The sequence below is a fragment of the Kitasatospora sp. NPDC089797 genome, assembly GCF_040684795.1.
Taxonomy (GTDB): Bacteria; Actinomycetota; Actinomycetes; order Streptomycetales; family Streptomycetaceae; genus Kitasatospora.
Genome location: NZ_JBFBGS010000072.1, coordinates 15,697 through 41,562 on the forward strand (window position 1 = coordinate 15,697; position 25,866 = coordinate 41,562).

Annotated in this window: 25 protein-coding genes and 1 other RNA gene; 11 read left to right on the plus strand and 15 right to left on the minus strand. The window is 72.4% G+C overall.

Annotation, left to right across the window (positions count from 1 at the left end):
* Positions 1 to 43: 43 nt before the first annotated feature.
* Positions 44 to 1,651, minus strand: a complete 1,608-nt coding sequence (locus tag AB0O91_RS37740; RefSeq protein WP_363443082.1) for a DHA2 family efflux MFS transporter permease subunit — start codon at positions 1,649 to 1,651, stop codon at positions 44 to 46.
* A gap of 276 nt (positions 1,652 to 1,927) precedes the next feature.
* Between AB0O91_RS37740 and panB the strand changes: the two genes are divergently transcribed.
* Positions 1,928 to 2,794 (plus strand): 3-methyl-2-oxobutanoate hydroxymethyltransferase, encoded by an 867-nt coding sequence (panB, locus tag AB0O91_RS37745; protein ID WP_363443084.1) that lies wholly within the window; start codon positions 1,928 to 1,930, stop codon positions 2,792 to 2,794.
* A gap of 62 nt (positions 2,795 to 2,856) precedes the next feature.
* Here the strand turns inward: panB and AB0O91_RS37750 are convergent, their stop codons facing one another.
* From AB0O91_RS37750 to AB0O91_RS37765, 4 genes are all read right to left on the minus strand, one after another.
* Positions 2,857 to 3,681 carry a GNAT family N-acetyltransferase gene (locus AB0O91_RS37750; protein ID WP_363443086.1) on the minus strand — a complete coding sequence of 275 codons (825 nt, stop codon included), beginning with the start codon at positions 3,679 to 3,681 and terminating at the stop codon, positions 2,857 to 2,859.
* Positions 3,682 to 3,786: 105 nt separating this feature from the next.
* Entirely contained in the window at positions 3,787 to 3,984 is a 198-nt protein-coding gene (locus tag AB0O91_RS37755) for a hypothetical protein (protein ID WP_363443088.1), read from the minus strand.
* Positions 3,985 to 3,986: 2 nt separating this feature from the next.
* Positions 3,987 to 5,105 carry a radical SAM protein gene (locus AB0O91_RS37760; RefSeq protein ID WP_363443090.1) on the minus strand — a complete coding sequence of 373 codons (1,119 nt, stop codon included), beginning with the start codon at positions 5,103 to 5,105 and terminating at the stop codon, positions 3,987 to 3,989.
* Positions 5,047 to 5,700, minus strand: a complete 654-nt coding sequence (locus AB0O91_RS37765) for an ATP-binding protein (RefSeq protein ID WP_363443092.1) — start codon at positions 5,698 to 5,700, stop codon at positions 5,047 to 5,049. The genes AB0O91_RS37760 and AB0O91_RS37765 overlap by 59 nt, the downstream gene beginning before the upstream one ends.
* A gap of 354 nt (positions 5,701 to 6,054) precedes the next feature.
* Between AB0O91_RS37765 and AB0O91_RS37770 the strand changes: the two genes are divergently transcribed.
* The gene (locus AB0O91_RS37770; protein WP_363443128.1) at positions 6,055 to 7,185 is read left to right on the plus strand and encodes a hypothetical protein; all 1,131 of its coding nucleotides are present in this window, start codon (positions 6,055 to 6,057) and stop codon (positions 7,183 to 7,185) included.
* Here AB0O91_RS37770 and AB0O91_RS37775 read toward each other — a convergent pair whose 3' ends face one another.
* Positions 7,186 to 7,719 carry an NUDIX hydrolase gene (locus AB0O91_RS37775; protein WP_363443094.1) on the minus strand — a complete coding sequence of 178 codons (534 nt, stop codon included), beginning with the start codon at positions 7,717 to 7,719 and terminating at the stop codon, positions 7,186 to 7,188.
* A 565-nt stretch (positions 7,720 to 8,284) separates the two neighbouring features.
* Between AB0O91_RS37775 and AB0O91_RS37780 the strand changes: the two genes are divergently transcribed.
* Both AB0O91_RS37780 and AB0O91_RS37785 read left to right on the plus strand, forming a co-directional pair.
* Complete coding sequence (locus AB0O91_RS37780) at positions 8,285 to 9,310, plus strand: ATP-binding cassette domain-containing protein (protein ID WP_363443096.1); 1,026 nt, start codon at positions 8,285 to 8,287, stop codon at positions 9,308 to 9,310.
* Complete coding sequence (locus tag AB0O91_RS37785; RefSeq protein WP_363443098.1) at positions 9,307 to 10,137, plus strand: ABC transporter permease; 831 nt, start codon at positions 9,307 to 9,309, stop codon at positions 10,135 to 10,137. The genes AB0O91_RS37780 and AB0O91_RS37785 overlap by 4 nt, the downstream gene beginning before the upstream one ends.
* 100 nt (positions 10,138 to 10,237) lie before the next feature.
* On the opposite strand, the gene AB0O91_RS37790 is transcribed toward AB0O91_RS37785, so the two are convergent.
* Positions 10,238 to 13,666, minus strand: coding sequence for a BTAD domain-containing putative transcriptional regulator (locus tag AB0O91_RS37790; RefSeq protein ID WP_363443100.1), 3,429 nt, complete (start codon positions 13,664 to 13,666; stop codon positions 10,238 to 10,240).
* 239 nt (positions 13,667 to 13,905) lie between these two features.
* Between AB0O91_RS37790 and AB0O91_RS37795 the strand changes: the two genes are divergently transcribed.
* Entirely contained in the window at positions 13,906 to 14,721 is an 816-nt protein-coding gene (locus AB0O91_RS37795; protein ID WP_363443102.1) for a site-2 protease family protein, read from the plus strand.
* 7 nt (positions 14,722 to 14,728) lie between these two features.
* Here the strand turns inward: AB0O91_RS37795 and AB0O91_RS37800 are convergent, their stop codons facing one another.
* Positions 14,729 to 14,923 carry a hypothetical protein gene (locus tag AB0O91_RS37800; protein WP_363443104.1) on the minus strand — a complete coding sequence of 65 codons (195 nt, stop codon included), beginning with the start codon at positions 14,921 to 14,923 and terminating at the stop codon, positions 14,729 to 14,731.
* A 111-nt stretch (positions 14,924 to 15,034) separates the two neighbouring features.
* Positions 15,035 to 15,727 (minus strand): NADPH-dependent F420 reductase, encoded by a 693-nt coding sequence (npdG, locus tag AB0O91_RS37805; protein WP_363443106.1) that lies wholly within the window; start codon positions 15,725 to 15,727, stop codon positions 15,035 to 15,037.
* A gap of 47 nt (positions 15,728 to 15,774) precedes the next feature.
* Between npdG and AB0O91_RS37810 the strand changes: the two genes are divergently transcribed.
* Both AB0O91_RS37810 and AB0O91_RS37815 read left to right on the plus strand, forming a co-directional pair.
* A complete protein-coding gene (locus tag AB0O91_RS37810) occupies positions 15,775 to 16,374 on the plus strand; it encodes a hypothetical protein (protein ID WP_363443108.1) in 600 nt (199 codons plus the stop codon).
* A gap of 46 nt (positions 16,375 to 16,420) precedes the next feature.
* On the plus strand, positions 16,421 to 17,764 hold the full coding sequence (locus AB0O91_RS37815; RefSeq protein WP_363443110.1) for an MFS transporter: 1,344 nt from the start codon (positions 16,421 to 16,423) through the stop codon (positions 17,762 to 17,764).
* A gap of 47 nt (positions 17,765 to 17,811) precedes the next feature.
* Here AB0O91_RS37815 and AB0O91_RS37820 read toward each other — a convergent pair whose 3' ends face one another.
* Complete coding sequence (locus AB0O91_RS37820) at positions 17,812 to 18,042, minus strand: hypothetical protein (RefSeq protein WP_363443112.1); 231 nt, start codon at positions 18,040 to 18,042, stop codon at positions 17,812 to 17,814.
* A gap of 116 nt (positions 18,043 to 18,158) precedes the next feature.
* Here AB0O91_RS37820 and map point away from each other — a divergent pair, with 116 nt between their 5' ends.
* Positions 18,159 to 19,004: a type I methionyl aminopeptidase gene (map, locus tag AB0O91_RS37825; RefSeq protein WP_363443114.1), complete on the plus strand. Its 846-nt coding sequence runs from the start codon at positions 18,159 to 18,161 to the stop codon at positions 19,002 to 19,004.
* 164 nt (positions 19,005 to 19,168) lie between these two features.
* Here map and AB0O91_RS37830 read toward each other — a convergent pair whose 3' ends face one another.
* The gene (locus tag AB0O91_RS37830; protein ID WP_363443116.1) at positions 19,169 to 19,867 is read right to left on the minus strand and encodes a bifunctional DNA primase/polymerase; all 699 of its coding nucleotides are present in this window, start codon (positions 19,865 to 19,867) and stop codon (positions 19,169 to 19,171) included.
* A gap of 441 nt (positions 19,868 to 20,308) precedes the next feature.
* Between AB0O91_RS37830 and AB0O91_RS37835 the strand changes: the two genes are divergently transcribed.
* Both AB0O91_RS37835 and AB0O91_RS37840 read left to right on the plus strand, forming a co-directional pair.
* Positions 20,309 to 20,539, plus strand: coding sequence for a hypothetical protein (locus AB0O91_RS37835; RefSeq protein WP_363443118.1), 231 nt, complete (start codon positions 20,309 to 20,311; stop codon positions 20,537 to 20,539).
* Positions 20,540 to 20,575: 36 nt separating this feature from the next.
* Positions 20,576 to 20,785 carry a hypothetical protein gene (locus AB0O91_RS37840; protein ID WP_363443120.1) on the plus strand — a complete coding sequence of 70 codons (210 nt, stop codon included), beginning with the start codon at positions 20,576 to 20,578 and terminating at the stop codon, positions 20,783 to 20,785.
* 54 nt (positions 20,786 to 20,839) lie between these two features.
* On the opposite strand, the gene AB0O91_RS37845 is transcribed toward AB0O91_RS37840, so the two are convergent.
* Positions 20,840 to 21,439: a PadR family transcriptional regulator gene (locus AB0O91_RS37845; protein WP_363443122.1), complete on the minus strand. Its 600-nt coding sequence runs from the start codon at positions 21,437 to 21,439 to the stop codon at positions 20,840 to 20,842.
* Between the two features lie 250 nt (positions 21,440 to 21,689).
* Between AB0O91_RS37845 and AB0O91_RS37850 the strand changes: the two genes are divergently transcribed.
* Positions 21,690 to 22,097 carry an ACT domain-containing protein gene (locus AB0O91_RS37850; protein WP_363443124.1) on the plus strand — a complete coding sequence of 136 codons (408 nt, stop codon included), beginning with the start codon at positions 21,690 to 21,692 and terminating at the stop codon, positions 22,095 to 22,097.
* A gap of 95 nt (positions 22,098 to 22,192) precedes the next feature.
* Here AB0O91_RS37850 and rnpB read toward each other — a convergent pair.
* The 3 genes from rnpB to AB0O91_RS37865 all read right to left on the minus strand — a co-directional run bounded on the left by rnpB (position 22,193) and on the right by AB0O91_RS37865 (position 25,727).
* An RNA gene (gene rnpB / locus AB0O91_RS37855) (RNase P RNA component class A) lies at positions 22,193 to 22,590 on the minus strand.
* Between the two features lie 13 nt (positions 22,591 to 22,603).
* Positions 22,604 to 24,049: an MFS transporter gene (locus tag AB0O91_RS37860; protein ID WP_363443130.1), complete on the minus strand. Its 1,446-nt coding sequence runs from the start codon at positions 24,047 to 24,049 to the stop codon at positions 22,604 to 22,606.
* 199 nt (positions 24,050 to 24,248) lie between these two features.
* Positions 24,249 to 25,727 carry an RNB domain-containing ribonuclease gene (locus tag AB0O91_RS37865; protein WP_363443126.1) on the minus strand — a complete coding sequence of 493 codons (1,479 nt, stop codon included), beginning with the start codon at positions 25,725 to 25,727 and terminating at the stop codon, positions 24,249 to 24,251.
* Positions 25,728 to 25,866 lie beyond the last annotated feature (139 nt).

A 25,866-nucleotide genomic window follows, 5' to 3' on the forward strand; every position in this document is an offset into this window, starting at 1 on the left:
GGGCCATTGTCGCTCAGCCGGTCACGGACCGGTCGAGCACGGCTCAGGCCGCCGCGGCCTCGCGGGTCTGATCCTGCTGCTCGGGCGCCTTCCCGGGACGGCCCGGGGCACCGGCGGCGCGGCGCGGGAGCAGGAACCAGGCGACCAGCGCGCCGACCAGCGAGATGCCCACCGAGAGCGAGGCCACCACGTGCATGGCGTGGATGAAGGCGTCGTTCGCCGGGGCGATCAGGGCCTGGCCCTTGCCGTCGGGAATCCGGCTCGCGACGGCCAGGGTGGCCTCCAGCGACTCGCCCGCCTTGTCGCGCAGGTTCTCCGGCAGGTGGGTCAGGGTGTCCGACATCCCGTCGCGGTAGACGGTGGACAGCACCGCGCCGAGCACGGCGACCCCGAGCGAGCCGCCGACCTGGCGGAAGGTGTTGTTGACGGCCGAGCCGGCGCCGGCCTTCTCGCGCGGCAGCGAGCCCATGATCGCGACGGTGACCGGCGGCATGACGTGCGCCATGCCGCTGCCCATCACCAGGCCGAGCACGATCAGCACCCAGATCGGGGTGGTGGCGGTCAGCACGGCGTAGCCGACGAAGCCGAGCGCGACCAGCACCATGCCGCCGGCGGCGGTGGCGGCGACGCCGAGGCGCTCCACCACCAGCCGGGCCCGCGGGGCGAACAGCAGCTGGGCGACGGCCAGCGGCAGCATCAGCAGGCCGGCCTGGAGCGCGCTGTAACCGCGCACGCTCTGGATGTAGAAGACGCCGAAGAAGGAGACGCCCATCAGCGCGAAGAAGATCACGCCGACCACGACCACGGAGGCGCTGAACACCTTGTTGCGGAACCAGGTGACGTCCAGCGCGGGGAACGGGATGCGGCGCTCGTACACGACGAAGGCGGCGATCGCGAGCACCCCGAGCAGGGTCGGCCCCCAGGCGGCGAACGCGGTGAAGTCGGCCAGCTCGCCGCCCTTGATGATGCCGTAGATCAGCGCGACCAGGCCGACGATCGACAGCAGCACCCCGATCGGGTCGAGCGCGCCCGGGTTGGGGTCCTTGGACTCGGGGACCAGGACCGCCATCGCGATCACCGCGACGATCACGATCGGGACGTTGATCAGGAAGACCGAGCCCCACCAGAAGTGCTCGATCAGCAGGCCGCCGGTGATCGGGCCGATGGCGATCGCCAGGCCGACCGCGCCGGCCCAGATGCCGATCGCCTTGGGCTGCTCCTCGCGCTCGAAGACGTTCATGATGATCGCCAGCGTGGCGGGCATCGCGAGCGCGGCGCCGACGCCCATCAGGCCGCGGTAGCCGATGAGTTCACCGGGCGTGCCGGACATCGAGGAGAGCAGCGAGGCGATCCCGAAGACCACCATGCCGACCAGCAGGGCCCGCTTGCGGCCGAAGCGGTCGCCGAGCAGGCCGGAGGTGAAGAGCAGCCCGGCGAACACCAGGGTGTAGGAGTTGATCGCCCATTCCAGGTCGCTCTGGGTGGCGCCCAGTCCGACCGGTGCGGGGGTCGCGATGGTCTTCATCGCGACGTTGAGGATCGAGTTGTCGAGCACGACGACGAGCAGGGCGAGCACCAGGGTGCACAGGATCGCCCAGCGTCGGCGGTGGATGGCTTCCGGCACGCGGGGTGGCGCGGCTGCGGTGGTCATTGGTCTTCCCGTCCGTGTTGGCGTGGCACTGGCGGGCATTTGCGAGTCGCGTACGTCTCGTAACCCCCCGGACCAGACTAGCGGCCAATACGATACGAGACGAGTCCGTTTCGTAAAAAGAAGGCAAAGCCCACCCGGCGCACGGGCGGGTGTGGTGGGGATCGCACGCCGCCGACCGCACCCCTCTTTGCGCTCACGCCGGGGCGTGCAAGCATGGAGGGGATCCGGGGACGCCGTACGGCGCCACGAGACGACAACCCTTCAGGAGTCCGTTCGATGAACGCTTCTTCGCCTTCGCCTGCCCAGAACCAGGCGACCACCACCCTCTACGGCGGGGTCACCAACCGCCGGGTGACCGTCCGCGACCTCGCCGCCGCCAAGCAGCGCGGCGAGAAGTGGGCGATGCTCACCGCCTACGACGCCCTCACCGCGGGCGTCTTCGACGAGGCCGGGATCCCCGTCCTGCTGGTCGGCGACTCGGCCGGCAACTGCCACCTCGGCTACGAGACCACCGTGCCGGTGACCATGGATCAGATGGTGATGCTCTCCGCCGCCGCCGTCCGCGGCACCCAGCGCGCCATGATCGTCGCCGACCTGCCGTTCGGCTCCTACCAGGAGTCCCCCGCCCAGGCCATGCACAACGCGGCCCGGCTGATGAAGGAGGCCGGGGTCGGCGCGGTCAAGCTGGAGGGCGGCGAGCGCAGCGCCCGCTCGATCGAGCTGCTGGTCGAGGCCGGCATCCCGGTGATGGCCCACATCGGCCTCACCCCGCAGTCCGTGCACGCCTTCGGCGGCTACCCGGTCCAGGGCCGCGGCGACGAGGCGGCCCACCAGCTGCTCCGCGACGCCAAGGCCGTGCAGCAGGCCGGCGCCTTCTCCGTCGTCCTGGAGGCCGTCCCGGCCGAGCTGGCCGCCCAGGTCACCGAGCAGCTGGCGATCCCGACCGTCGGCATCGGCGGCGGCCCGGAGACCGACGCCCAGGTGCTGGTCTGGACCGACATGGCCGGCATGACGGCGGGCCGGGTGCCCAAATTCGTCAAGAAGTACGCGAACCTGCGCAGCGTCCTCGGCGACGCCGCCCGCGCCTACGCGGAGGACGTCCGCACCGGCACCTTCCCGGCGGCGGAGCACAGCTTCCACTGAGGCTCGCCCGTCGCACCCGTTGCCGCTTCGGTGTGCCGAAGCGGCAACGGGTACCAGTCTGCTCAGGTGTCCGAGGTGCAGACGAAACCGAGGTCGACCAGCCCCTCGCTCCGGCAGAGGCGGTCGGACGCTCCGCCGACCGTGGTCTGCAGCAGTTGGTAGTCGGCGCCGTGCTCCTGCCCCCAGTGCATGGCGGCACGCCACAGTTGCCGCCCGAATCCGAGCCCTCGGTACCCCGGTAGGACTCCGAAGTACTGGGGCAGGAGCCGGACTTGCCCGATCGGATCGGGCATCGTCTCCATCGGGCCGATGGAGCCGACCACCTGCCTGTCCTGTACCGCGACCAGCACGGGTCCAACGGTGTCGAGCTTGGAGTCCAGGAAGGCGAATCCTTCACCGGCCAGTCTCTCGGCGAAGACCCCGAAGCTCGCCGCCACCTGCGAAGGGGCCTCGGACAGGCTCTCGATCCCGCCCACGGCGGGAGCGGGGCGGTCGAAGGTCCTGAGCTGGACCCGATTGCATGCGGCAGCGGCGTCCGGGACGTCCTGGAACCACACGACGCGGGCCTTCTCGGCACCGTGGACAACGGCGAGCTTGACGGCCGCCTCCCGAGCTTCGAGCAGGTGTCCGCGGGCCCCGTAGAGGTGGACCCGGAGGATTCCGCGGCCGGTGATCGTCGGGATCAGAGTCCGCTCCCGATCCTGGACGATGTCGTCCACCACGACCCACTCGTCCTTGCGGTCCGCCCATCGCCGGTCCTTGTCATGGGACAGAAAGCCACCGCTGCCGGCCACGGCGAACACGTCCTCCAACAGTTCCGAGCTCATCGCGTCGGGGTGCAGGGGGCCGAGCGTCGGCAGGTACGGCACGGAGACGTGCGAGCGCATCCAGTCCCAGCGGAATCCCATGCACCCACGCTACTCGGCTGCCACACAGGGCTCAGGCCCTGACGCGAACCGCGTCAGGGCCTGAGCGCCACTGATCGATCGCGATCAGTGCGGGTTGTCGTCACCCGCGGAGCAGGAGCACTTGATCGACTCCATGATGTCGTCCAGATCGCCGACGACGGTGATCTCGGTGACCGGCTGGGCGGGGGCCTGGAGGGGCCGCGTGAGGTACGGCAGGCGCTGGGTCGGGTCGTCGTCCGGCAGCGGGCGCCTCGGGGAGAGTTCGACAGCGACAGCGGTCATGATCATCCTGCTTTCCTGGTTCCGTGCTGGCAGTAGCTTGCGAGTGGTGCCTTCGCCTCCTGGTAGTGCTTGGCCAGCGGCCGGCACACGGTGCACGACCCCGAGAGCCGGCAGCCGGAGCAGCCACCGGTGCGAAGCATGAGACGGTCGGCGACGGCGCCGAGCCTGGCGAGGCCGTTGATCCCCTCGGCAGGAAGGCTGATCTGGTCGTCACGGCCGATCTTGCAGATGGACACCAGTCCGTGCGGGTCGGTGTGGAAGAAGGTGTGGCCCGCGTTGCACCCGGCGAACGGCCTGCGCATCCGCAGGTGCTCCTTGGACTGCGCGGTCAGGGACTCGGCGCCGCCGTAGATCGTCGGGGTCATGTTGGTGAAGACGTTGTACTCCAGCCCCCACGACCGGCACAGGTCGACCATCGCCTGTTCCTCGTGCGCGTTGTCCTCGGTGACGACGATGCTCATCCGCAGGGGGAGCCTGGCGTGGCGTGCGGCGTTCATCCCCTGGACGAACAGGTCCCAGGCGCCCGGACGTTGCGTCAATTCGTCGTAACTTGCCTTCGTGGCGCCGTACATCGACACCGTGACCCGGTAGGGCGGGCAGTCCCGGAAGAGGCCGAGCAGGTTCTCGCGCCACAGCAGTGAGGCGTTGGTCGAGACCGTGATCATCATGCCGAGCTCGAACGCGGCTCGGTACGACGGGATGAAGTCCTTGTCCACCGTCGGCTCGCCGCCGGTGATCTGGAGCCACAGCACCCCGGCCTCGGCCATGATCCGCAGACAGCTGAGCTTGTCCGCCAGCGGCATGCCCGAGTTGACCTTGAGCCCCAGGTAGCAGTGCTTGCACGCGTAGTTGCAGCCGAGGTTGATCTCCCACGACGCCCGGGAGTAGCCCCATCGAGAAGGCTGTCGTACGAGCAGGAACTCGCCCGTCGGGCGTCCGGCAAAGGCCAGGTCGGCCCACTGCGAGCCCACAGCGTCCAAGAGCCAGAAGGGGGCCGCTCGGGCGGGGTCGTGGGTGCGCAACTCCTCGAAGCTGGACGCCGGCAGACGGAGACCGCCTCGACTACCGGGGCGCACCAACAGGTACTCGTCCAGGAACGGGCTGGCGATGAGCCTGTGCACTTTCCCTCCTCTGTCGATCAGTTCGGGGGAGACGAGATGCCGACGTGGAGGAGATGAGCCTCCGCGGCCGACTGGATGTAGAAGCGCCTGATGCGGTCCGACGAACCCGGATCCCTGCCGGCGGTACTGCTGCGTGAACTTGGGCGGCGAAGACGAGTACGGCGAGCCGCGCGTCTCCCGTCACGCTCTCGTCAGGAGCGACCTCACACCACACGACCTTGCCCGCCTCCACCGAGTACCAGCCCCAGGAGTGAGCCAGTGCTTCAATCAGGAGAAGACCGCGGCCGCCGGTGGCCATGTCGTCTGCCGCCCTGCTCACCGGCGGCTGCCGACTGCGGTCTGCGACCTCGACCCGCAGACGGACGCCGGTCCACTGAACCGTGACGCGGCAGGGCTTTCGTGTGTGCTCGATGGCGTTGGCCAGCAACTCGTCAGCGCACAACTCCACATCCCGCACGGCGCAGTCCGTCAACGGGACACGCCAGGAGGCGGCGATCTGCCGGATCAGTTGACGCATCGGCCGGATGGCCGCCGGGTTCGGCTCGACGACCCAGGAGCGCGGCTTCGGGAGCATGACGGTGTCGGCGTGGTTCATTGGCGGGGCCGTCTCGGTCGGGTGGCACCGGGCAATTCTCCGGAGGACCACCAGAATCCCGATGCAGCGGCTTCGAGATAAGGCCAGCGCGCGTACCCACGATGGGTAAACTTACGGCCAGTTATCTCAAGTGACACTGAGCGATGATCCTTCTGCTGCTGGGGGCCGGTCATGAGTGAGCCAATGGGGCCGTCCGGGCTTCCGACCCGTCTGCTCGCAGACCCGGAGATGAGGGCGGCCTGCACTGATCGAGACTTCGCGCGGATCTTCCAACTCGCCAAGCGCAAAGGAGGATTCCACCCTTCGCGCATTGCTCGGGCGTGCGAGCTGACCCCTAGCAGGGTGGGGGAGGTGATGAAGGGACGCCCGAAGATCACCAACATGGTCGTCATCGAGCGCATCGCGGATGGCTTACGGATTCCCGGCCGCATGCTCGGACTCGCGGATCGTAGCTGGGAACGGCCGTCCGCCTCTTATGAGGGGTCGCCGGTGGTGGTTGACCACGCCCGAACGCCGCAGTCGGCCAGGGACGCGCCGACAGGGGGCGACTTGGATGACATCCTGGCCATCGCAGCCGGATCCAAGGTCACACCGAATGTCCTTCGTTCCCTCCAGGTATCAATCGAGGACTACTGGAGGCGAGACGACCAGCACGGCGGCGCGGCGCTCCGGCCTGCGGTGATCGGTCAACTCAGGTACGTCGCAGTCGTGATGAGGGACACTGTCGACCCGAACTACCGGCGCAGTCTCCACGGCATCGCTGCTGAGCTCGCCCGCCTTGCCGGCTGGACGTACTTCGACGCGCGGCAGTACAGCGCAGCACAAGGCTACTTCACCGAATCGCTCCGGTTCGCGCGAGAGATCGATGACCGCACGTTCATCGCCAACGTACTCGCATGTCTCAGTCTCCAGGCGACCTACCAGGCCAAGCCGCAGAACGCGATCACGCTCGCCCGGGCCGCACAGGACAACGCGCTTCTCGCCGGAGGGACGCCGAGGCTCCTGGCGATGCTGTCGATGCGGGAAGCCTTCGGCCACGCGAGCACCCACGATCGGGACGCAGCCCATCGCGCGATCACCGAGGCGCATCACCACTTCGGGCGCGTCGCCGATGGTGACGACGACCCCGCCTGGGTTCGGTACTTCGACCACACCAAGCTCACCGTGGACACCGGCATCGCCCTTGGTCAGCTAGGGGAAACGGGGGCTGCCGAGCCGCTTATCGCCGAAGGATTGAAGGCCGAGCCGATGGCCAACCAGAGAGGCCGCGCATTCCACACCTTCTGGCTCGCGCGGACCCAACTCCAGCGGCGAGAGGTCGAATTGGCATGCGCCACCGCCGGGGAGGCTCTCGCCCTGAGTGCAGTGGTCGAGTCCCCCAGAGTGGTCGCCCATCTCCAGGAGTTCCACCAGCTCCTGAGGCCCTACCGCAGCAGCGCCTCGGCCGCGGAACTGTCCGGCCGGATCGGCGGCATGGCCGGCTGATCAGAGGCCGGCCTCATTGAGCAGCAGGTACAGCACGCCCACGAGCGTGCCACTGCTGACGATCTCGCGGCGGTCGATCATGCCGCGAAGCTCGGACAGGGGAATCCACTCAATCCGGTCGGACTCGTTGCGCTCCGTCGGCGGGCCCACGTACTCGACGGCGTCGGCTCGGAAGACGAAGTGCTCCGAGTCGGTGATGCCATTGGCCGGCTGGGCGTAGATCAGCGGCGTGACCTCACCGACCTTCCAGCCGGTCTCCTCCAGCGTCTCGCGGACTGCCGCCTCCGCCGGGGTCTCGTCCGGCTCGATGAGACCCATCGGGAGTTCCCAGGCCCAGGTGTCGGTGATGAAGCGATGCCGCCACATCATGAGGACCTGCTTCCGGTCGTTCACGACGGCGGCCACGGCAAGGTGCCGCAGCTTCACCACGTGGTGTTCCCAGCGGTGGCCGTCCGGCTGCTCGATGTCGGCCAGCCACAGGTTCACCCATGGGTTCTCGTAGATCGAACGCTCCCCGTGGATCTTCCACTGCATTGCTGAAGCCTCCCTTGATGGACCCTCAGCATCTCAGAGGTTGGCAACCCGGGCAGCCCTCTCCGGCAGATTCGCGTCAGACTGACGAATACTGGTGATTTCAGCTGGCAGTTGCTGCATGCACGTTTCGCAGCGCTGCCCCTCGGGCCTCCGAGGGGCAGCGCTTGAGTTGCTGTTCCATCCCGCTTCATTCATCTCCCTCCACGCGCTCGATGCACATCTTGATTCATCTCTGAGCGGTTTCCCCCTCGGTGCACCGAGGGGGAAAGCGCAACGCTCTTGTCTTGGCTTTTCGATCTCTGGGTGCTGCCCATCGGCATGCCGATGGGCAGCACCTGATTCGGATCTCTCTGATTCACTCCGCCCGGATTTGAAGCCTGGCCCCGTTTGTTCAAATTGATTTTTCTTTCAGTGGCGCCTCCTCGATCGAGGGGGCGCCACTGATTCCAGGCTGAAATGATGTGGGCACGTACCCGTACGGCGGTGACAGGCCGGTGACAGCGGCGTGACAGCGGGGCGGGGCGCGCGACAGGGGGCTGACAGGCGGGGCGGGCAGCCTGGGGGCATGACAGGAATCGCCACCGCCCCGAACACGCGGGGAACAGCCGGGAACGCCGTCGAGGTGCACGGCATCGTGAAGCACTTCGGCGACACCAAGGCCCTCGACGGCGTCGACCTCACCGTCCGCGAGGGCACCGTCCTCGCCCTGCTCGGCCCCAACGGCGCCGGCAAGACGACCCTGGTGCGCGTGCTCTCCACGCTGATCAAGCCCGATGCGGGCACCGCGTTCGTCGGCGGCTACGACGTCCTGCGCCAGCCCAAGCAGCTGCGCCGCACCATCGGCCTGACCGGCCAGTACGCGTCCGTGGACGAGCTGCTCTCCGGCTACGAGAACCTCTACCTGATCGGCCGGCTGCTCGACCTCCCCGCCCGCGAGGCCAAGGCCCGGGCCGCCGAGCTGCTGGAGCGCTTCTCGCTCACCGAGGCCGCCAAGCGGATCGCCAAGACCTACTCCGGGGGCATGCGCCGCCGCCTCGACCTGGCCGCCAGCATGATGGGCCGCCCCCGGGTGCTCTACCTGGACGAGCCCACCACCGGCCTGGACCCCCGCACCCGCAACGAGGTCTGGGACGAGGTGCAGCGGATGGTCGCCGAGGGCAGCACCGTGCTGCTGACCACCCAGTACATGGAGGAGGCGGAGCAGCTTGCCAACGAGCTGACCGTCATCGACCGCGGCCGGGTGATCGCCAACGGCGGTGTCGCCGAGCTCAAGGCCAAGGTCGGCGGCCAGATCCTCCAGGTCCGCCCGGTCCGCCCGGCCGAGCTGCCGGAGATGGCCCGCTGCCTGCACGAGACCGGGATCACCTCCGCCACCTTCTCCCCCGACGACGGCCTGCTCGCGGTGCCGCTGGTCGACGACGAGCAGCTCACCGCCGTGATCGGGGTGCTCGGCGGGCGCGGCTTCGCGATCGCCGGGATCGACACCAAGGTGCCCAGTCTGGACGAGGTCTTCCTCGCCATCACCGGCAAGCCCACCGCCGACGCCGTCACCGCGTCCGCCGCCGACCTCGTCAAGGAGCCCGTCGCATGACCACCGCCACGCTCGCCCCCGGCCCGGTCGGGGGCGTCCCGGCCGACGAGACCCGGATCGGCCCGGCCGCCACCCTGCGCCACATCGGCGCGCTGACCCGCCGCAACCTGATGCGGATCAAGGCCGACCCGGAGTCGATGTTCGACGCCGTGCTGATGCCGATCGTCTTCACCGTGCTGTTCGTCTACGTCTTCGGCGGCGCCATGATGGGCGGCGACCAGGACAAGTACAAACAGTTCATGATCCCCGGTCTGCTCGGACAGACCGGCATGACGCTGGCGCTGGCCGTCGGCACCGGGCTGAACAGCGACTTCCAGACCGGGGTGATGGACCGCTTCCGCACCCTGCCGATCGGCCGGGCCTCCGTCCTGCTCTCCAAGCTGGTCGCGGAGACCCTGCGCGCCCTGCTCTCCTCCGGGATCCTGCTGACCTTCGCCTTCATCCTCGGTTTCGAGCTGAAGACCGGCGTGCCGGAGCTGCTGGCCGCGGTCGGCCTGTCCCTGGTGTTCGGCATGTCGATCACCTGGATCTCGATGCTGCTGGGCATGTCGATGAAGAGCGCCCAGGCCGTCCAGGGCGTCTCCATGCTGGTCCTGATGCCGATGCAGTTCGGCAGCTCGATCTTCGCGCCGACCAGCACCATGCCGGGCTGGCTCCAGGCCTTCACCAAGGTCAACCCGCTGTCCGCGCTGGCCGACGCCTCCCGGGCGCTGCTCAACGGCGAGGGCGCGGTGGCCCACCCGGTGATGATCGTGCTGATCTGGTCGGCCGCGTCGACCGCGATCTTCGCCCCGCTCGCGGTGGCCCGCTTCCGCAAGCGGACCTGAGCGGGCCGGGGTGGAGGACGGCCGGCGTCCGTGGACGGGACGCCCGCCGGTAGGGACGGGCGGTCGGCCGGTGACCAGGGGACGGACACCGGCCGGCCGCTCAGCCGATCAGCTCCGCCAGCAGTTCCTGGGTCTGCTGCTGGGTCATCCCGCCGCCGGTGCGGTACTCGCTGTCGAAGGCGGCGTCGCCCAGCAGTTCGCGCAGGACGGCGATCGACCGGTCCCGCTCGGCGCGGTCCAGGAAACCGCCCTTCGGACCGTTCAGCCCGCCGTGCGCGCCGAGCAACCGGGCCGCCATCCGGCCCCGTTCGAGGTCCCCGTCGCGCTCGGCGAAGGCCCGCAGCACTCCGGCCACGGCCGGCACCATCATGATCGTCATCTGCCCGGCGAACCCGGAGGCCGCGCTCAGCGAGCTCAGCATCCGCCGGCCTTCGCGGAGCAGGTCGAGGCCCCGTTCCGGATCCCCGGCCCGGGCGACGAGCCAGCCCCGGGAGGAGCCGATCAGCCCGGTCACCACGCTCGGTGCGGAGGCGCCGATCCGGGCCTCCTCCAGCAGGTCCAGCTCGGCCAGGGCCCGGTCGTACTCGCCCTTCTCGGAGTGCACCCCGGCCAGCGTCAGCCGACCGAACAGCAGCGCACCGGAGCCGGCCTGGTCGGCGATCCCCGGGTCGAGGGCCTCCACCGTCTCCCGGATGATCCGCTCCCCGCGGTCCAGGTCCTCCTCCAGCAGGGCGCTGCCGAGGTTCACCCGCAGGATCGGCACCTCCTGGAACGCGCCCAGCCGCTCGGCCAGCTCGATCGCCCGCTCGTACGCGGCGACGGCCGCCCCGGCCTCGCCCCGCAGCGCCAGCGACTCCCCGCGCGCCGACAGCGCCTGGGAGACCCCCCAGAGGTTGCCGGCCCGTTCGTACAGCTCCAGGGACCGCTCGCCGTCCCGGACGCCCTGATCCCAGCCGCCCGGCCAGTCGTTCATCATCTTGGCCCGGATCTGCAGGACGAACGCCAGGTCGTTCGGGGCGCCGTGCGCCTCGGCGCCGCGGACGGCGTCGTCCACCAGGTCCTTCATCCGGTCCAGGTGGCCGGTCAGGAAGGCCCCGAAGACCCGCATCATCGCCGGGAAGCGGTAGGACTGCGGCAGCTCCGGGGTGTAGACGTCGAGCAGGTTCTGCGCCACCGCGACCGCCTCCGGACTGCCGAGCACGTCCAGATTGCCCTCGAACAGGCCTATCAGCCGGTACATCGCGAGCAGCCGGCGGGCCTCCTCGGCCACGCCCTCGGGCATCGGCACGCCGTACGCCAGCGGTGGGAGCTCCAGCGGCACCGGCGGCGGGACGTCCGGGCCGAACGGGCCGGGGCCCGCCGCCGCGACCGCGTCGTACCAGCCGCGGGCCTCCAGGCTGTAGCCGCGCAGCGACCAGTACCAGCTCATGCCGAGGGCCAGGACCAGGGCCTGCTGCTCGTCCCCGAGGTCGATCGCCCGGCGCAGCGCGGCCCGGATGTTGTCCTGCTCGCGGTCCAGCACCGCGAGCCAGTGCAGCTGCCGGGGGCCGTGCACGTCGCCGTCGGCGACGGCGACCACGGACCGGAAGTGCGCCAGGTGACGGGCACCGGTGGCGTCGCGCTCGGCGGCGGACTCGGCGAGGCGCTCGGTGGCGTACTCGTGGATGGTCTCCAGCATCCGGTAGCGCGGCTGGCCGCCGTCGTCCGCCAGGTCCGCCACCAGCAGGGACTTGTCGACCAGCGAGAGCAGCAGGTCGGCGACCTCCGGGCCGACCACCTCGGTGCCGTCGGCGCAGACCGCCTCGGCGTCCTCCAACTGCCAGCCGCCCGCGAACACCGAGAGCCTGCGCAGCACCGCCCGCTCCCGCTTGCCCAGCAGGTCCCAGCTCCAGTCCACCACCGCGCGCAGCGTCTGCTGGCGCGGCAGGAGGGTCCGGCTGCCGGCGGTGAGCAGGGCGAACCGGCCGTCCAGCCGGTCCGCGATCTGCCGGGCCGTCATCACCCGCAGCCGGGCGGCGGCCAGTTCGATGGCCAGCGGCAGGCCGTCCAGCCGGCGGCAGATCTCGGCGCAGGCCTCCGGGTCGCTGGCCGGGTCGAAGCCGGGACGGGCGGCGGCGGCCCGCTCGGTGAGCAGCCGCAGCGCCACCGGGTCGGGCAGCGGCTCGACCGGCAGGACGGTCTCGCCGGGCACGCCGAGCGGCTCCCGGCTGGTGGCGAGCACGGTCAGCCCCGGGCACTCGGCGAGCAGGGTGTCGACCAGGTCGGCGGCGGCCTGGATCAGGTGCTCGCAGTTGTCCAGGACCACCAGCATCCGGCGGTGGCCGCAGTGCTCGACCAGTCGGCGCAGCGGGTCCTCGGCGCGCTTCTCCATCACCTCGGCGACCATGCCGCCGCTGTGCAGCACGAGTTCGCGCAGACCGAGCGCGGAGACCACGGCGGCGGGGACGGCCTCCGGGCTCTCCAGCGGGGCGAGTTCGGCCACCCAGACGCCGTCCGGCCAGTGCCCGGCGGACTGCTCGGCGCGGCCGGCCTCGATCGACAACCGGGTCTTGCCGGAGCCGCCCGGGCCGGTCAGGGTGACCAGCCGACACTCCGTCACCAGACCGCGCAGGGCGGCGAGATCGCCCTCCCGGCCGACGAAGCTGGTCAACCGGCCGCGCAGATTGCCTGCGCTGCGCGGGAGTTGGGGGGCGGGAACCGGCGCTGCCCCGGGTACGGCAGCGGGCGCGGACCCGGGCGCGGGCGCGGACCCGGGTACGGGCGCGGGGACGGGCTCGGCCGCGGGCGGCGGCGGGGCGGCCGCCGGGAGCGGTTCCGCCGAGGCGAGCAACTCGGCGTAGCAGGACTGGAGTCCGCGGCCCGGATCGACGCCGAGCTCGTCCGCCAGGACGCGCCTGGTCCGCTCGTAGTGGCGCAGCGCCTCGGCGGTGCGGCCGCTCTCGTGCAGGGCCCGCAGCATCAGCAGTTGCAGGGGCTCGTCCAGCGGCTGCCGTGCGCACAGCTCCGTGAGTTCGGCGACCAGCTCGGCGGCCCGGCCGAGCCCGAGGTCGGCGGTGATCCGGTGGCGGCGGACCTCCTCCCGCTGGGCCTCCAGCCGGGCGGCCGGGCCGGAGCGGTCCGGCAGGTCGGCCAGGGCGGGACCGCGCCACAGCGCCAGCGCGGCACGCAGCCGGTCGGCGGCCAGCGCGTGGTCACCGGCGTCGAGGGCGCGGCGGCCCTCGGCGCTCAGCCGCTGGAAGTCGGCGAGGTCGCCGGCCGGGTCGGTCAGCCAGTACCCGGCCGGGCCGGAGCCGACCCGCTCCCGGCCGATGGTGCGGCGCAGTCGGCCGACCAGGGTCTGCAGGGCCGCCGAGGCGTCCTGCGGCGGTTCCTCCTCCCACACCTCGTCCACCAGCTGGTCGGCCGGGACGGGCCGCCCCTGCCGCAGAGCCAGCGCGGTGAGCAGCGCCCGCAGCCGGGCGCCGCCGAGCGGGACCGGCGTGCCGTCGTCGTGGTGGGCCGTGGTGGTACCGAGGATGCCGTAGTGCACCGGACCATTCTGGTCGATCGACGGCGGCGGGGGCGCACAATTGTGTTGGTCCCCGTCCGACCCCGCCGCCGCAAGGCCCGGCCGTCCACCGCCCCGGCGGAACGTCGGCGGAACCCGGGCGGAACCGGCACCGGCCTCCCGGACGTTCACCCCGGGTGGCTTGTCCGGCCACCGACCAGCCCGGCATGATCGGTCCCTGCCGGTAGTCCCCCGTCCCTCTGTCCACGGAGCACCCACAGATGACCTTCGCCGCCACGCCGCGTTCCCGCAGCGAGGACCGCCGGATCAGCCCGGTGTTCTGGGTGCTCCTCGCCACCCTGGGCACCTCCGCCTGGGCGGTGTACTCGGGCTACGGCAACGCCCGGTTCGGGGTGTTCCTGTTCGTGGTGTCGGGCTGGATGGTCTCGCTCTGCCTCCACGAGTACGCCCACGCGCGCACCGCCCTGCACGGCGGCGACATCACCGTCGGCGCCAAGGGCTACCTCACGCTCAACCCGCTGAAGTACACCAACGTCCTGCTCAGCTTCGTGCTGCCGATCGTCTTCGTGATCCTCGGCGGCATCGGCCTGCCCGGTGGCTCGGTGTGGATCGAGCGCAGCCGGATCCAGGGGCGGCTCAAGCACAGCCTGATCTCGGCGGCCGGCCCGCTGGTGAACCTGCTGTTCGCGGCGGCCCTGCTGATCCCGGTCGGCGCGGGCTGGCTGGACGGCTCCGACCTGCACGCCTCGTACTACGGCTACGAGCTGAACGTCTCCCCGTTCGCCTGCGCGCTCGGCTTCCTCGGCCTGCTGCAGCTCAGCGCGGCACTGCTGAACCTGCTGCCGGTGCCCGGCCTGGACGGCTACGGGATCGTCGAGCCGTGGCTCTCGCCCAAGACCCGGCGCTCGGTCGAGCCCTTCGCCCCGTACGGGATGCTGGCGGTGTTCGCGCTGCTGTGGCAGCCCGAGGTGAACTCGTTCTTCTTCGGGATCGTCCACGACCTGATGGGTCTGTTCGGCGTGGACACCGACTACGCGACGGTCGGCCGGTACCTGTTCAGCTTCTGGAAGAGCTGACCGACCTCTAGCCCTGCTCAGCCGAGGCGGCCGCCGCCTCGGCGAGCTTGGCCCTGCGCCGGTTCATCCACAGCACGTTGCTCGCCACCCCGGCCAGCGGGAGCCAGATCAGCCCGATCCAGAAGCCCTCGACCATCGAGACCACGGCGGCGACCAGCGCCAGGACGACGACGAGCAGGGCGAACAGGGACGTGCGAGGCATGGCGCGGGACTCCTAGGACCGGGTACGGACGGCCGGGTGACGACCGTCCCCCATTGTCGCCGACCTCACCTCCGGAACGGTCCAGGGGTGAGGCCGACACGACGCCGGTCCCTACACGTCGGTGATCCGCAGGCCCGCGTGGGCCTTGTAGCGGCGGTTGACCGAGATCAGGTTGGCCACCAGCGCCTCCACCTGGTGGGCGTTGCGCAGCCGGCCGGAGTAGATGCCGCGCATGCCGGGGATCAGGCCCGCCAGCGCCCGCACCACGTCGGTGGCGGCCCGGTCGTCGCCGAGCACCATGACGTCGGTGTCGATCCGCTCCACCGACTCGTCCTGGAGCAGCACCGCCGAGAGGTGGTGGAAGGCGGCGGTGACCCGGGAGTCCGGCAGCAGGGCGGCGGCCTGCTGGGCGGCGCTGCCCTCCTCCGGCTTCAGCGCGTAGGCGCCCTGCTTGTCGAAGCCGAGCGGGTTGACGCAGTCGACGACGATCTTCCCGGCCAGTTCCGCGCGCAGCGCGGTCAGGGTGGCGGCGTGCCCGTCCCACGGGACGGCGACGATCACCACGTCGCTCTCCCGGGCGACGGCGGCGTTGTCCGCGCCGCGCACGCCGGCGCCCAGCTCGGCGGCCGAGGCCTCGGCCCGGGCGGCGTCCCGGGAGCCGATGATCACCTGCTGGCCGGCCCTGGCCAGCCGCAGGGCCAGGCCGCGCCCCTGGTCACCGGTGCCACCGAGGACGCCGACCACCAGCTGTGAGACGTCCGGCAATTCGTGGGCCGGGTTTGTCGCTGAATCGAGGGAAGTCATGGGCTGATCCTGCCAAACCGCGGGCCGGGCGCGACATCCTGGCCCGCATGGACGCGGTGAGAGTTTCGGCACTCCGGGAACGACTGGCGGGCACCGGCTGGCTGGAGGCGGTCGGCGGCTTCGCCGGCGCCCTGCGGCGCTCGGTGGACCGGCGCGGAGCGGGCGAGTTGCTGCTGGTCGGCACCGAGGCGTACGAGCCCTGGCACCTGGCCGCCCACCTGGAGGACGAGGCCGCCTGGTCGGCCGTCCCGCGGCTGGCGCCCACCCTGCTGCGGCACCGCCCGCCCGCCGCCGCCCCCGCCCACCTGGCGCACGGTCTGCGGCGGCTCACCGACGCCGGGCGCGGCGCCACCGTGCTGGTGGTGGCCCCGGAGGCGGCGGGCGCCCCGCTGCTGGAACGGGTGCAGGACGCCCGCCGGCACGGCGCGACGGTGCTCGCCCTGGACGGCGCCGCCGCGCCGGGCGACCTGGGCGCCCTCGCGCACGAGCGGCTGGCCGTCGGCACCTCCGCCGACGAGCCCTTCGACCTGGCCCAGCACCTGGTCAGCGCGGCGGCCGGGCAGCCGCCCGGCCGCCGCTCCGCGCTGGACCGCCTGGCCGGCCTCGCCGAGCGGCTGACCTCGACACCCACGCTCAGCCGCTGGTGAAAAACCCGTTGCGGGGCGGTAACCGGCGGTCCGAGGATGGTCGTTCGTGAACGACGACGAACCGCCCCATACCGGTCGGGCGCGCGCCCTGCTGCGCTCGCTGGCGCCCGACCTCTCGCCCTGGCGCGCCTCGCGCGACTTCCGCCGCCTGTGGATCAGCGGCTGCATCACCACCTTCGGCAGCTTCCTGACGTACGTCGCGGTGCCGATGCAGATCAAGCAGCTCACCGACTCCTCCCTCGCGGTCGGGCTGATCGGTGCCGTCGAACTCGTCCCGCTGATCGTCTTCGGCCTCTGGGGCGGCGCCCTCGCCGACGCCCTGGACCGCCGCAGGCTGGTGCTGCGCTCCGAGCTCGCGCTCGGCCTGCTCGCCGGGCTGCTGCTGCTCAACGCCCTGCTGCCGCACCCGGTGCTCTGGCCGATCTACGTCGTCGCCGCCCTGGTCGCGGCCTGCGACGGCCTGCAGCGGCCGGCGCTGGACTCGCTGCTGCCGCGGATCGTCGCGCACGAGCACCTGACGGCCGCCTTCGCCCTCAAGTCCCTGTACCACAACGTCGCTTCGGTGGCCGGGCCGGCGCTGGCCGGTGTCGTGGTGGCCTTCTCCGGGGTGCAGACCGCGTACGCGCTGGACGTGCTCACCTTCGCCGCCTCGCTGGCGCTGCTGGTCCGGATCAAGGCGGTGCCGCCGCCCACCGGCGCCGAACGCCCCTCCGTCCGCGCGGTGTTGACCGGCGTGCGGTACGCGTGGAGCCGCAAGGACCTGCTCGGCACCTACGCGATCGACACCTGCGCCATGCTGTTCGCCTTCCCGGTGGCCGTCTTCCCGTTCCTGGCCTCGGAGTTGGGCGCGGACTGGGCGCTCGGCCCGATGTACGCGGCCTCCGCCGTCGGCGCCCTGCTGGTCGGTGCGACCAGCGGCTGGACGTCCCGGATCCACCGCCATGGGCGGCTGCTGGTGGCCGCCGCGGTCGGCTGGGGCGCGGCCATGGCGCTGGCCGGGCTGTCCGGGAGCGTCTGGGTGGTGCTGCTCGGACTGGCGCTGGCCGGCGGGGCGGACGAGATCAGCGGGATCGCCCGCTCGACCATGTGGAACCGCTCCATCCCGGACGCGGTCCGCGGCCGGATGGCCGGCGTCGAACTGCTCAGCTTCTCCGTCGGCCCCCAGCTCGGCCAGGTCCGGGCCGGCACCATGGCCGGTCTGCTCGGGGCCCGCGCCGCGGTCTGGACCGGCGGCCTGGCCTGCGTCGTGGCCGTCCTCGCCGTCGCCGCCGCCCTGCCGCGACTGCTCGCCTACGACGACCGCACCGACCCGCACACGGCGGCCGTCCGTGCCGAACACGAACGCGCCGAACAGGAACGCGCCGAACGGGAGACGGCCGCCCCGGCCTGAGCGGGTCGGGGCGGCCCGGCCTGAGCGGGTCGGGGCGGCCCGGCCGGTCACTCCTGCCCGTCGTCCTTCGGCCGGTCGCTCCAGCGCGGGTCGTCGCGCCACTCCCGGTTGCGCTCGTCCGCGATCGAGAGGGCCTGGGCGGCCTCCTCACGGCTGGCGTACGGGCCGAGGCGGTCCTTGGCCGGGCACTCCGGGCCCTCCTCGACCTTGCCGTGCTTGATGCAGTAGAACCACTCGCCGGGCTTGCCGGTCGGCTTGCGGTTGAATCCGAGGGGCATGGCGCTCTCCCGTTCCAGGCTCAGGTGTCGCTACCGATCATTCCCCGGCCCGGGCCGCCGTGCACACCGCGGGGAACGGCCGGGCCCGGGCGGGGCCGACGACTAGACTCGCGGCCATGGCTCTCGTACCCGGCATCCAGTCCCCCACCCGCAAGGTCCCGGCGCACATCGCGCGCCCCGAGTACGTCGGGCGGCCCGCCCCGACGCCGTACACCGGACCCGAGGTGCAGACCGCCGAGACGATCGAGAAGATGCGGATCGCCGGCGGGATCGCCGCCCGGGCGATGGAGGAGGCGGCCAAGCTGATCGCCCCCGGCGTCACCACCGACGAGCTGGACGCCGTCGCCCACGCGTACATGTGCGACCACGGCGCCTACCCGTCCGACCTCGGCTACCGCGGCTTCCCCAAGTCCGTCTGCACCTCGATCAACGAGGTGATCTGCCACGGCATCCCGGACTCGACCGTGCTGCAGGACGGCGACATCGTCAACATCGACGCCACCGCGTACATCCACGGGGTGCACGGCGACCTCAACGCCACCTACCTGGTCGGCGACGTGGACGAGGAGTCCCGGCTGCTGGTCGAGCGCACCCGGGAGTCGCTCGACCGGGCGATCAAGGCCGTCAAGCCGGGCCGCCGGATCAACGTCATCGGACGGGTCATCGAGTCCTACGCCAAGCGCTTCGACTACGGCGTGGTGCGGGACTTCACCGGACACGGCATCAACACGTCGTTCCACTCCGGCCTGATCATCCCGCACTACGACAGCGAGCGGGCCACCGAGGTCATCAAGCCCGGCATGACCTTCACCATCGAGCCGATGCTCACCCTGGGCACCTACGACTACGAGATCTGGCCGGACGGCTGGACGGTCGTCACCAAGGACCGCAAGCGCACCGCCCAGTTCGAGCACACCCTGGTGGTCACGGCGGACGGCGCGGAGATCCTCACCCTGCCGTGACCGGCCCGGGCCGCCCGCACCGGCCCGCCCCGAGCCGAAGGGGCGCGCCGGTGCCGAAAGGGTGGGCCCCTCCTGCCCGCCGGCGGGCAGGAGGGCGAGCGAGGAAGCGCCGACCGTCGGCACCGGGTCGAAGCGCCCCGGAGGCGAGCGGGCGAGTTGCAGCGTCAGCCGATCAGCCACTGCTCCTCGGCGACGGCGCCCACCTCGGTGCAGGCGTCGGTGAGCACGTCGAGCACCCGCAGCGGGTCCGGCAACGGGAGTTCCGGCCCGCTCAGCCAGCGCACCTCGGAGCCGTCCGGCAGCGCGGCCGGCGGCAACAGGGTGTACGAGCCGCGGCAGTGCCAGCGCAGGCCGGGGTGCTCGGAGACGGTGTCCGGGGTGGAGTCGAGTGCGCTGTCCCACCACTCGTCCTCGTCCTGCGGGGTGCCGCGGGTGGCGGTGAAGAAGAGGTAGCGGTCCTCGCCGACGGCGGCGACCGGGCCCTCGACGCCCAGCGCGGTCAGCCGTGCCAGGGCCAGCCGGCCGGCCTCGGCCGGGACGTCCAGCACGTCGTGCACCCGGCCGGTGGCGGTGACGAAGTTGGCCTGGGGATCGCGGGAGAGCCAGCGGGAGAGCTGCTCGGGGTCGGTGGTCGCCTGGGTCTGCCAGGCGAAGGAGACCGGGTGCCGGGCCGGCGCCGGACAGGCCACCCGGTCGCAGGAACAGCGGTAGCCCGCCGGGTGGGCGGCGGGCGCGAGGGGGAATCCGGCGCGCACCGCGCCGAGCAGTTGGTCCAGTCTGGCGGCCGGATCCGTACCCCCCGGACGGGCCCGCTCTCGGTCACGCTTCTGCCACCAGGTCGTCCACCTGCTGCCGGCTTCCATCGGGCCCCTTCCGCGCAACTGCCGTGCCTGGTGCGACACAGCGTTCGACGTACCACTCCGACGCAACGCACAGCGCCCCCCGCTGCTTCCCCGGGACGGTGCTCGGCCCTGCTGTCGGCGCCCCGCCGACCGCGGCCCGGGGTCACCGGACGGACGGCGCCAGGGTCTCGGTACGCCTGTCGCGGCAGCACGCTGTCCGCGCCGGTGACGGCCGGAGGGCACGCTGACTCGCACCCCGCCCGGCCCGTACGGGGCCCGCTGACCCGGGGTGGACCCCGGGGGCGTACAGGCAAGGATAGGGGTGCGCGGGGCCTCCGGATGACCGGGGGCGGTGCCTCTCCGGTCACACTCCGGGCACTCCGCCCTCACCTCGCCCGCGCCCCGCGGTGCCCTCCCGGTGCCCCCGCCGTGGCCGCCCCGTGGAGGTGAGACCCTGGAGGGGTGAAGAGCGCGGACACCGAATTCGTCGGCGGCCCCCTGGACGGGCGGATCCTCCCGATCCCGCTGGGGCCGATGCTGGGCGTGCCCAAGAAGTACAAGGTCCCGGTCCCCGCGCACGACGACTCCCCCGCGCGCACACTGGTGTACGTCCGGAGCAAGCAGGTGCGGGGACTGAGCTGGTTCTGGCGCTACGAGTACGACGAGGCGGCCTCCGCCCGGGCCTCGGGCTGACCGGCCGCCCGCCTCGAACCTCCCCGGGAGGTCGGCATGGCCAGGACGGTACGGCGCCGGGTGCGGCACGCGCGCGGTCGCGCGCAGGCGGCCGCCCACCACAACCGGCAGGTGGCCGCGGTGACGGGCGCGCTGCTGCTGGTGGTGTGCCTCTACAGCGTGACGATCGGCCCCGACGGCTGGCTCTGGTTCGGTTGGGCGGTGCTGCTGCTCGCCTGCGTGGCCCTGTTCCTGGTCCACCCCTGAGCAACGGCACCGCCCGTGTCACCGGCTGTCGCCGTGACCGGTCCCCCGCACCGGTCAGTCATCCTCGGCGAGGATCAGGTACAGCTTCTTGCGGGCCTCGGTCAGCACCGCCAGGCCCTTGGCGCGCTGCGCCTCGGTGCCCGTCCGCATGACCTGCTGAACCGCCTGGTCGACCGTGGCGAGCGCCTGGCCGACCTCCTGGACGGCCTCCCAGTCGACCTCCCGGCCGGCCTCGGCCCACGGCTCCGCGGGCCCGGCCTCGGCCTCGGCGCGGCCCGCCTCGGTGAGCGAGACCAGCCGCTTGCCGCCGACCTCCTCCGCGACGATCAGGCCCTCCTCCTCCAGCAGTTGGAGGTTCGGGTAGATCGAACCGGGGCTGGGCCGCCAGGCCCCGTTGGTCCGCTGGGTGATCTCGGCGATCATCTCGTAGCCGTGCATCGGCCGCTCCTTGAGCAGCGCCAGCAGCGAGGCCCGGACGTCGCCGCGTCGGGCCCGGCCGCCGCGCCGCCCGTGCGGACCGCCGCGCCGACCGCCGTGGCCGCCGAAGCCGTGCCCGAACGGGCCGCCCATCGGCCGACCGGGGCCGCCGCCGCCGAACGGCGGCGGGCCGAAGCCGCCGAAGGCCGCCCGCTCCTCGAAACCGTCCCCGGGCATCCCGCGGAACTCCGGACCCGGCCCGCGGCGCTGTCCGCCGCCGCGCGGGCCCTCCTGTCGAAATCGCATTCCTGAGCGCATCGCGCCCACCTCCTTGAGGTTCCTTGAGTTTCCGAAACAGTCGAGTCACTGTCTCGATAGCTCGACGATATATCGGCGACTGTCGCTCGTCAACGGCTACCGACACGGATCCCGACATCGGGCACCCACCGCGGGCGCCCACCGCGGGCGAACGGATACGGTGACGGGCATGGCCGGTGAACGAGACCTTGCGACCCTGCTGCGCGGGATGCGACCGCAGCTCAACCCGGGGCGGTACGTCTACTGCACCCTCCCCGCGAAGGTGCCCGCCGGGATGCGGCCGGTGGTGACCGTCGCCGAACCCGAAGGGGTGACGGTGGTGGTCTCCCAGGACGAGGCCGACGCGCTCGGGCTGCGGTACGAGTACGTGGCGGCCTGGATCACCCTGCGGATCCACTCCGCCCTGGAGGCCGTCGGCCTCACCGCGGCGGTCGCCGGGCGGCTCGCCGACGAGGGCATCAGCTGCAACGTGGTGGCCGGCTTCCACCACGACCACCTGTTCGTCGCCGCCGACGACGCCGACCGCGCCGTCCGCGCCCTGGAGGAGCTCTCCGCCCGCTCGGGCGGCTCGGACTGACGGTCCCCGCCGGGCGGCCGCGGCCCCGGAACGACACGAAGGCCCTCCGGCCCGCGCTCATCGCGCGGCCCGAAGGGCCTTCGGACGTCCAGGGACGGAAGAGTCGGCCTGTACGCCGGGTTCTGTCACCCGGGCTGCTTGCGCGGCCCGGGGAGACGGCCATCCATCTAGGGCTGCCGTTGCCGACAGCCTCGTGCGGTCTACCCGCGAATTCGGGCGAGCAGCCCTCGAACATCCGCGCACGGCGCCCGGAGGCGCCGATCTTGACCTTGCTCCAGGTGGGGTTTACCTAGCCGACCGGGTCACCCCGGCCGCTGGTGGTCTCTTACACCACCGTTTCACCCTTACCCACGCGCCGTAGCGGTGGGCGGTCTGTTTTCTGTGGCACTGTCCCGCGGGTCACCCCGGGTGGGCGTTACCCACCACCCTGCTCTGTGGAGCCCGGACGTTCCTCGGCGGGTCAGGGACCCGTCGCGACCGCCCGGCCGGCTCTTCCGCCGTAGTGGTCATGGTAGCCGCTCGGGCGGAGCCTCCCGTACACCGGACCCCCGGGGCACCGGAGCCTCGGCGCCGAGCCGGGCGGCCACCCGGGCGGCGGTGCCGGTGGCCCAGGAGCCGGTGGTGAGCAGCCCGAGGGCGAGGACCGCGCCGCCCAGGCCGACCAGGATCCACCAGCCGGCGTGGCTGGCCGGGGCGAAGCCGGTCGCCGTCGGGCCGACCACGGCCGAGGTGACGACCGTGCCGATCACCGCGACGCCCAGCGACTGGCCGACCTGGCGGCTGGTCGAGGCCACCGCGGCCGCCACCCCCGCCTGGGAGCGCGGCATGCCGGAGACCGCCGCGTTGGTGATCGGCGCGTTCACCATGCCGAAGCCGAAACCGAACAGCGCGTACGCGACCAGCAGCAGCGCGGCCGGGGAGTCGGCGGTCAGCCGGGTGAGCAGCAGGCCGCTCGCGGCCAGGCCGAACCCGGCCGCCACCAGCGGCAACCGCGGGCCCCGGCTGCCGACGATCCGGCCGGACAGCGGCGCGCAGACCAGCATCAGCCCGGCCATCGGCAGCGTCCACAGGCCCGCCACGACCGGGCTGTAGTGCCGGACGTCCTGGAGGTAGAGGGTGTTGAGGAAGAGGAAGCCGCCGAGCGCGGCGAAGGCGCAGACCGCGGTGACGGTCGCCCCGGTGAACGGCGCGCTGGCGAAGAACCGCGGGTCCACCAGCGGCTCGGCGACCCGGCGCTCCCAGAGCGGGAAGGCGATCAAGGCGGCCACCGCGGCCGCGGCGAGGGCCAGGATCAGCGGGGAGGTCCAGCCGTTGGCCGGGCCCTCGATGATCGCGGCGGTGCCGCAGCCGAGCAGGACGACCATCAGCAGCTGCCCCACCGGGTCCAGCCGGCGCGGGCGCGGCGCGCGGGACTCCGGGACGTAACGGATGGTCAGCAGTATCGCCAGCAGGGCCACCGGAACGTTGATCAGGAAGATCGACGGCCAGCCGGCGCCGTCCACCAGGAAGCCGCCGAGCAGCGGGCCGAGCGCCATCGAGATGCCGACCACCCCGCCCCAGACGCCGATCGCCCGGGCCCGCTCCTTCGGGTCGGTGAAGGTGTTGGTGATGATCGACATCGCCACCGGGTTGAGCATCGAACCGCCCACCGCCTGGAGCGCCCGGAACGCCACCAGCCACTCCAGGCTGGGCGCCAGACTGCACAGCAGCGAGCCGAGGGCGAAGCAGGCCAACCCGATCCGGAACACCCGGCGGCGGCCGAAGCGGTCGGCCACCGAGCCGAACAGCATCAACAGCGAGGCCAGCACCAGGGTGTAGGCGTCGATGATCCACTGCAGGCCGGAGGCCGGGGCGTCCAGGTCCTTCTGGATCGCCGGCAGCGCGATGTTCACCACGGTGTTGTCCAGACCGACGATGAACAGGCTCAGACAGCAGATCGCGAGGACCAGCAGCCGACGGCGGCGCCCGGCGTCGGACGCCGTCGCGTCGGACGCGGTCGCACCGGGCGCGGCGGCGGGAACGGGGGGTCGGGGATCGGGCACGGACCGATCCTCCCACTCCGGGTTGCGGGGCGGGCGCGGAGCGGTCTGTCCGGGTGGCCGCCCGGAGCGCGGCCGGGCGGTGGAGCGGCGCGCGGCGGGCCGTCGGGCGTCAGACGGTCGTGAAGCGGACCGTCCGGGTGGCCGGGTCGGCCCGGACCAGCCGGACGTCGATCACCCGGCCGAGCGGCAGCCGGGCCCCGCCCCCGTCCGGCGCGCCGTTCACCGCGGCGGCGTCGCAGCGGGCCCGGACGGCCGGCTCGCGCAGTTGGACGGTGCCCGAGCCGGGCCGCTTCCCGTCCACCTCGATCACCACCGCGGAGAAGTCCTCGCCCTCCCGGCCGACCAGCAGCTCCGCCTCCACCAGGTCCACGCAGGCCCGTTCGACCTCGGCCGCCCGGCGGTCCCCGCCCGCCATCAGCGCCGGCACGCCCGGCAGCGCCTCGCGCGCCCAATCCGGCACGTCCTCCCCCGCCGCCACCGCCGCGCACACCTCCTGGGCGAAACGGTCGCCGAGCCGGCGCAGCGGCGCGGTGCAGTGCGCGTACGGGGCGGCCAGCGCGGCGTGGCCCGGCTCGGCGGGGGCGGGCAGGCCGCGGGACTCGTCGAAGGCGTGGTAGCCGGCGCCGCGCAGCAGGCCGGTGCAGGCGTTCAGGAAGGCGGCGTTCAGCGGCGCCTCCGGGTCCAGCGAGCGGATCAGCTCCGGGTACGGGACGGCCTGCGGCCAGTCCACGTCCAGCGCCGCGGCGATCCGGCGCAGCCGCTCGTACGCGACGGCGGGCGCGGCGGGCAGGGTGCGCAGCAGGCCGACGCCCGCGTCCAGCATCAGTTCGGCCGCGGCCATGCCGGTGAGCAGCGAGATCTGGGCGTTCCAACCGTCGGCGGGGCCGGGCGCGCGGTAGTCGAGGACGTAGCCGTGCAGGGTCTCCGACACCTCCTGCTCGGGCACCGGCAGGCTGATCCCGCCGCGGGCCCGCTCCTGTTCCTCGCGCAGCCGGCCGACGACGGCGAGCAGGGCGAGCTGCTCGTCGGCGCCGCCGAGGTCCACGGCGCGCTGGACGGCGGCGTAGTCCAGGCGGCGGTGCGAGCGGACCAGGGCGCGGCGCAGGTCCGCCAGCACGACGGCGCCGTCGGCGTCCAGGTCCAGCTGCCAGAGCAGGGCCGGGCGGGGCTCGCCGGGGAGCAGGCTGGCGGCGTCCTCGGAGATCCGGGTGGGGTGCAGGGGGACGCGGTGGTCGGGGAAGTAGAGGGTCTCGACCCGGCGGCGGGCCTCGGCGTCGACGGCGCCGCCGGGGCGGACGAAGGCGGCGACGTCGGCGATCGCGTAGTGCACCCGGTAGCCGCCGCCCGGGCGGTGGCTGAGGTGCATGGCCTGGTCGAGGTCGCGGGAGCCGGGCGGGTCCACGGTGAACAGCGGCAGGTCGGTGGCGTCGTACTCGGGCAGCCGGGGGTGCTCGGCCGCCTCCTCCGCCTCGGCGAGCACCGCCTCGGGCCACTCGGTGTGGATCTCCAGACGGGTGCGGAGTTCGGCCAGCTCGGTGTTGATCCGGGCGGAGTCGACGGCCTTGACGCACAGCTTTCGGCGGGGCATGGACGTCAGGGTAGGGCGAATCGGGTGATTTCGGGGGTAGGCCTGCGGGGTGGGGGCCGCTGCGCGGGGCTTCTTGGGGGGTGGGGGCTCTCGGGAGGGTGGGTGACGCCGGGGGCGGTTCCGGGGGTGGGCGCTCCGG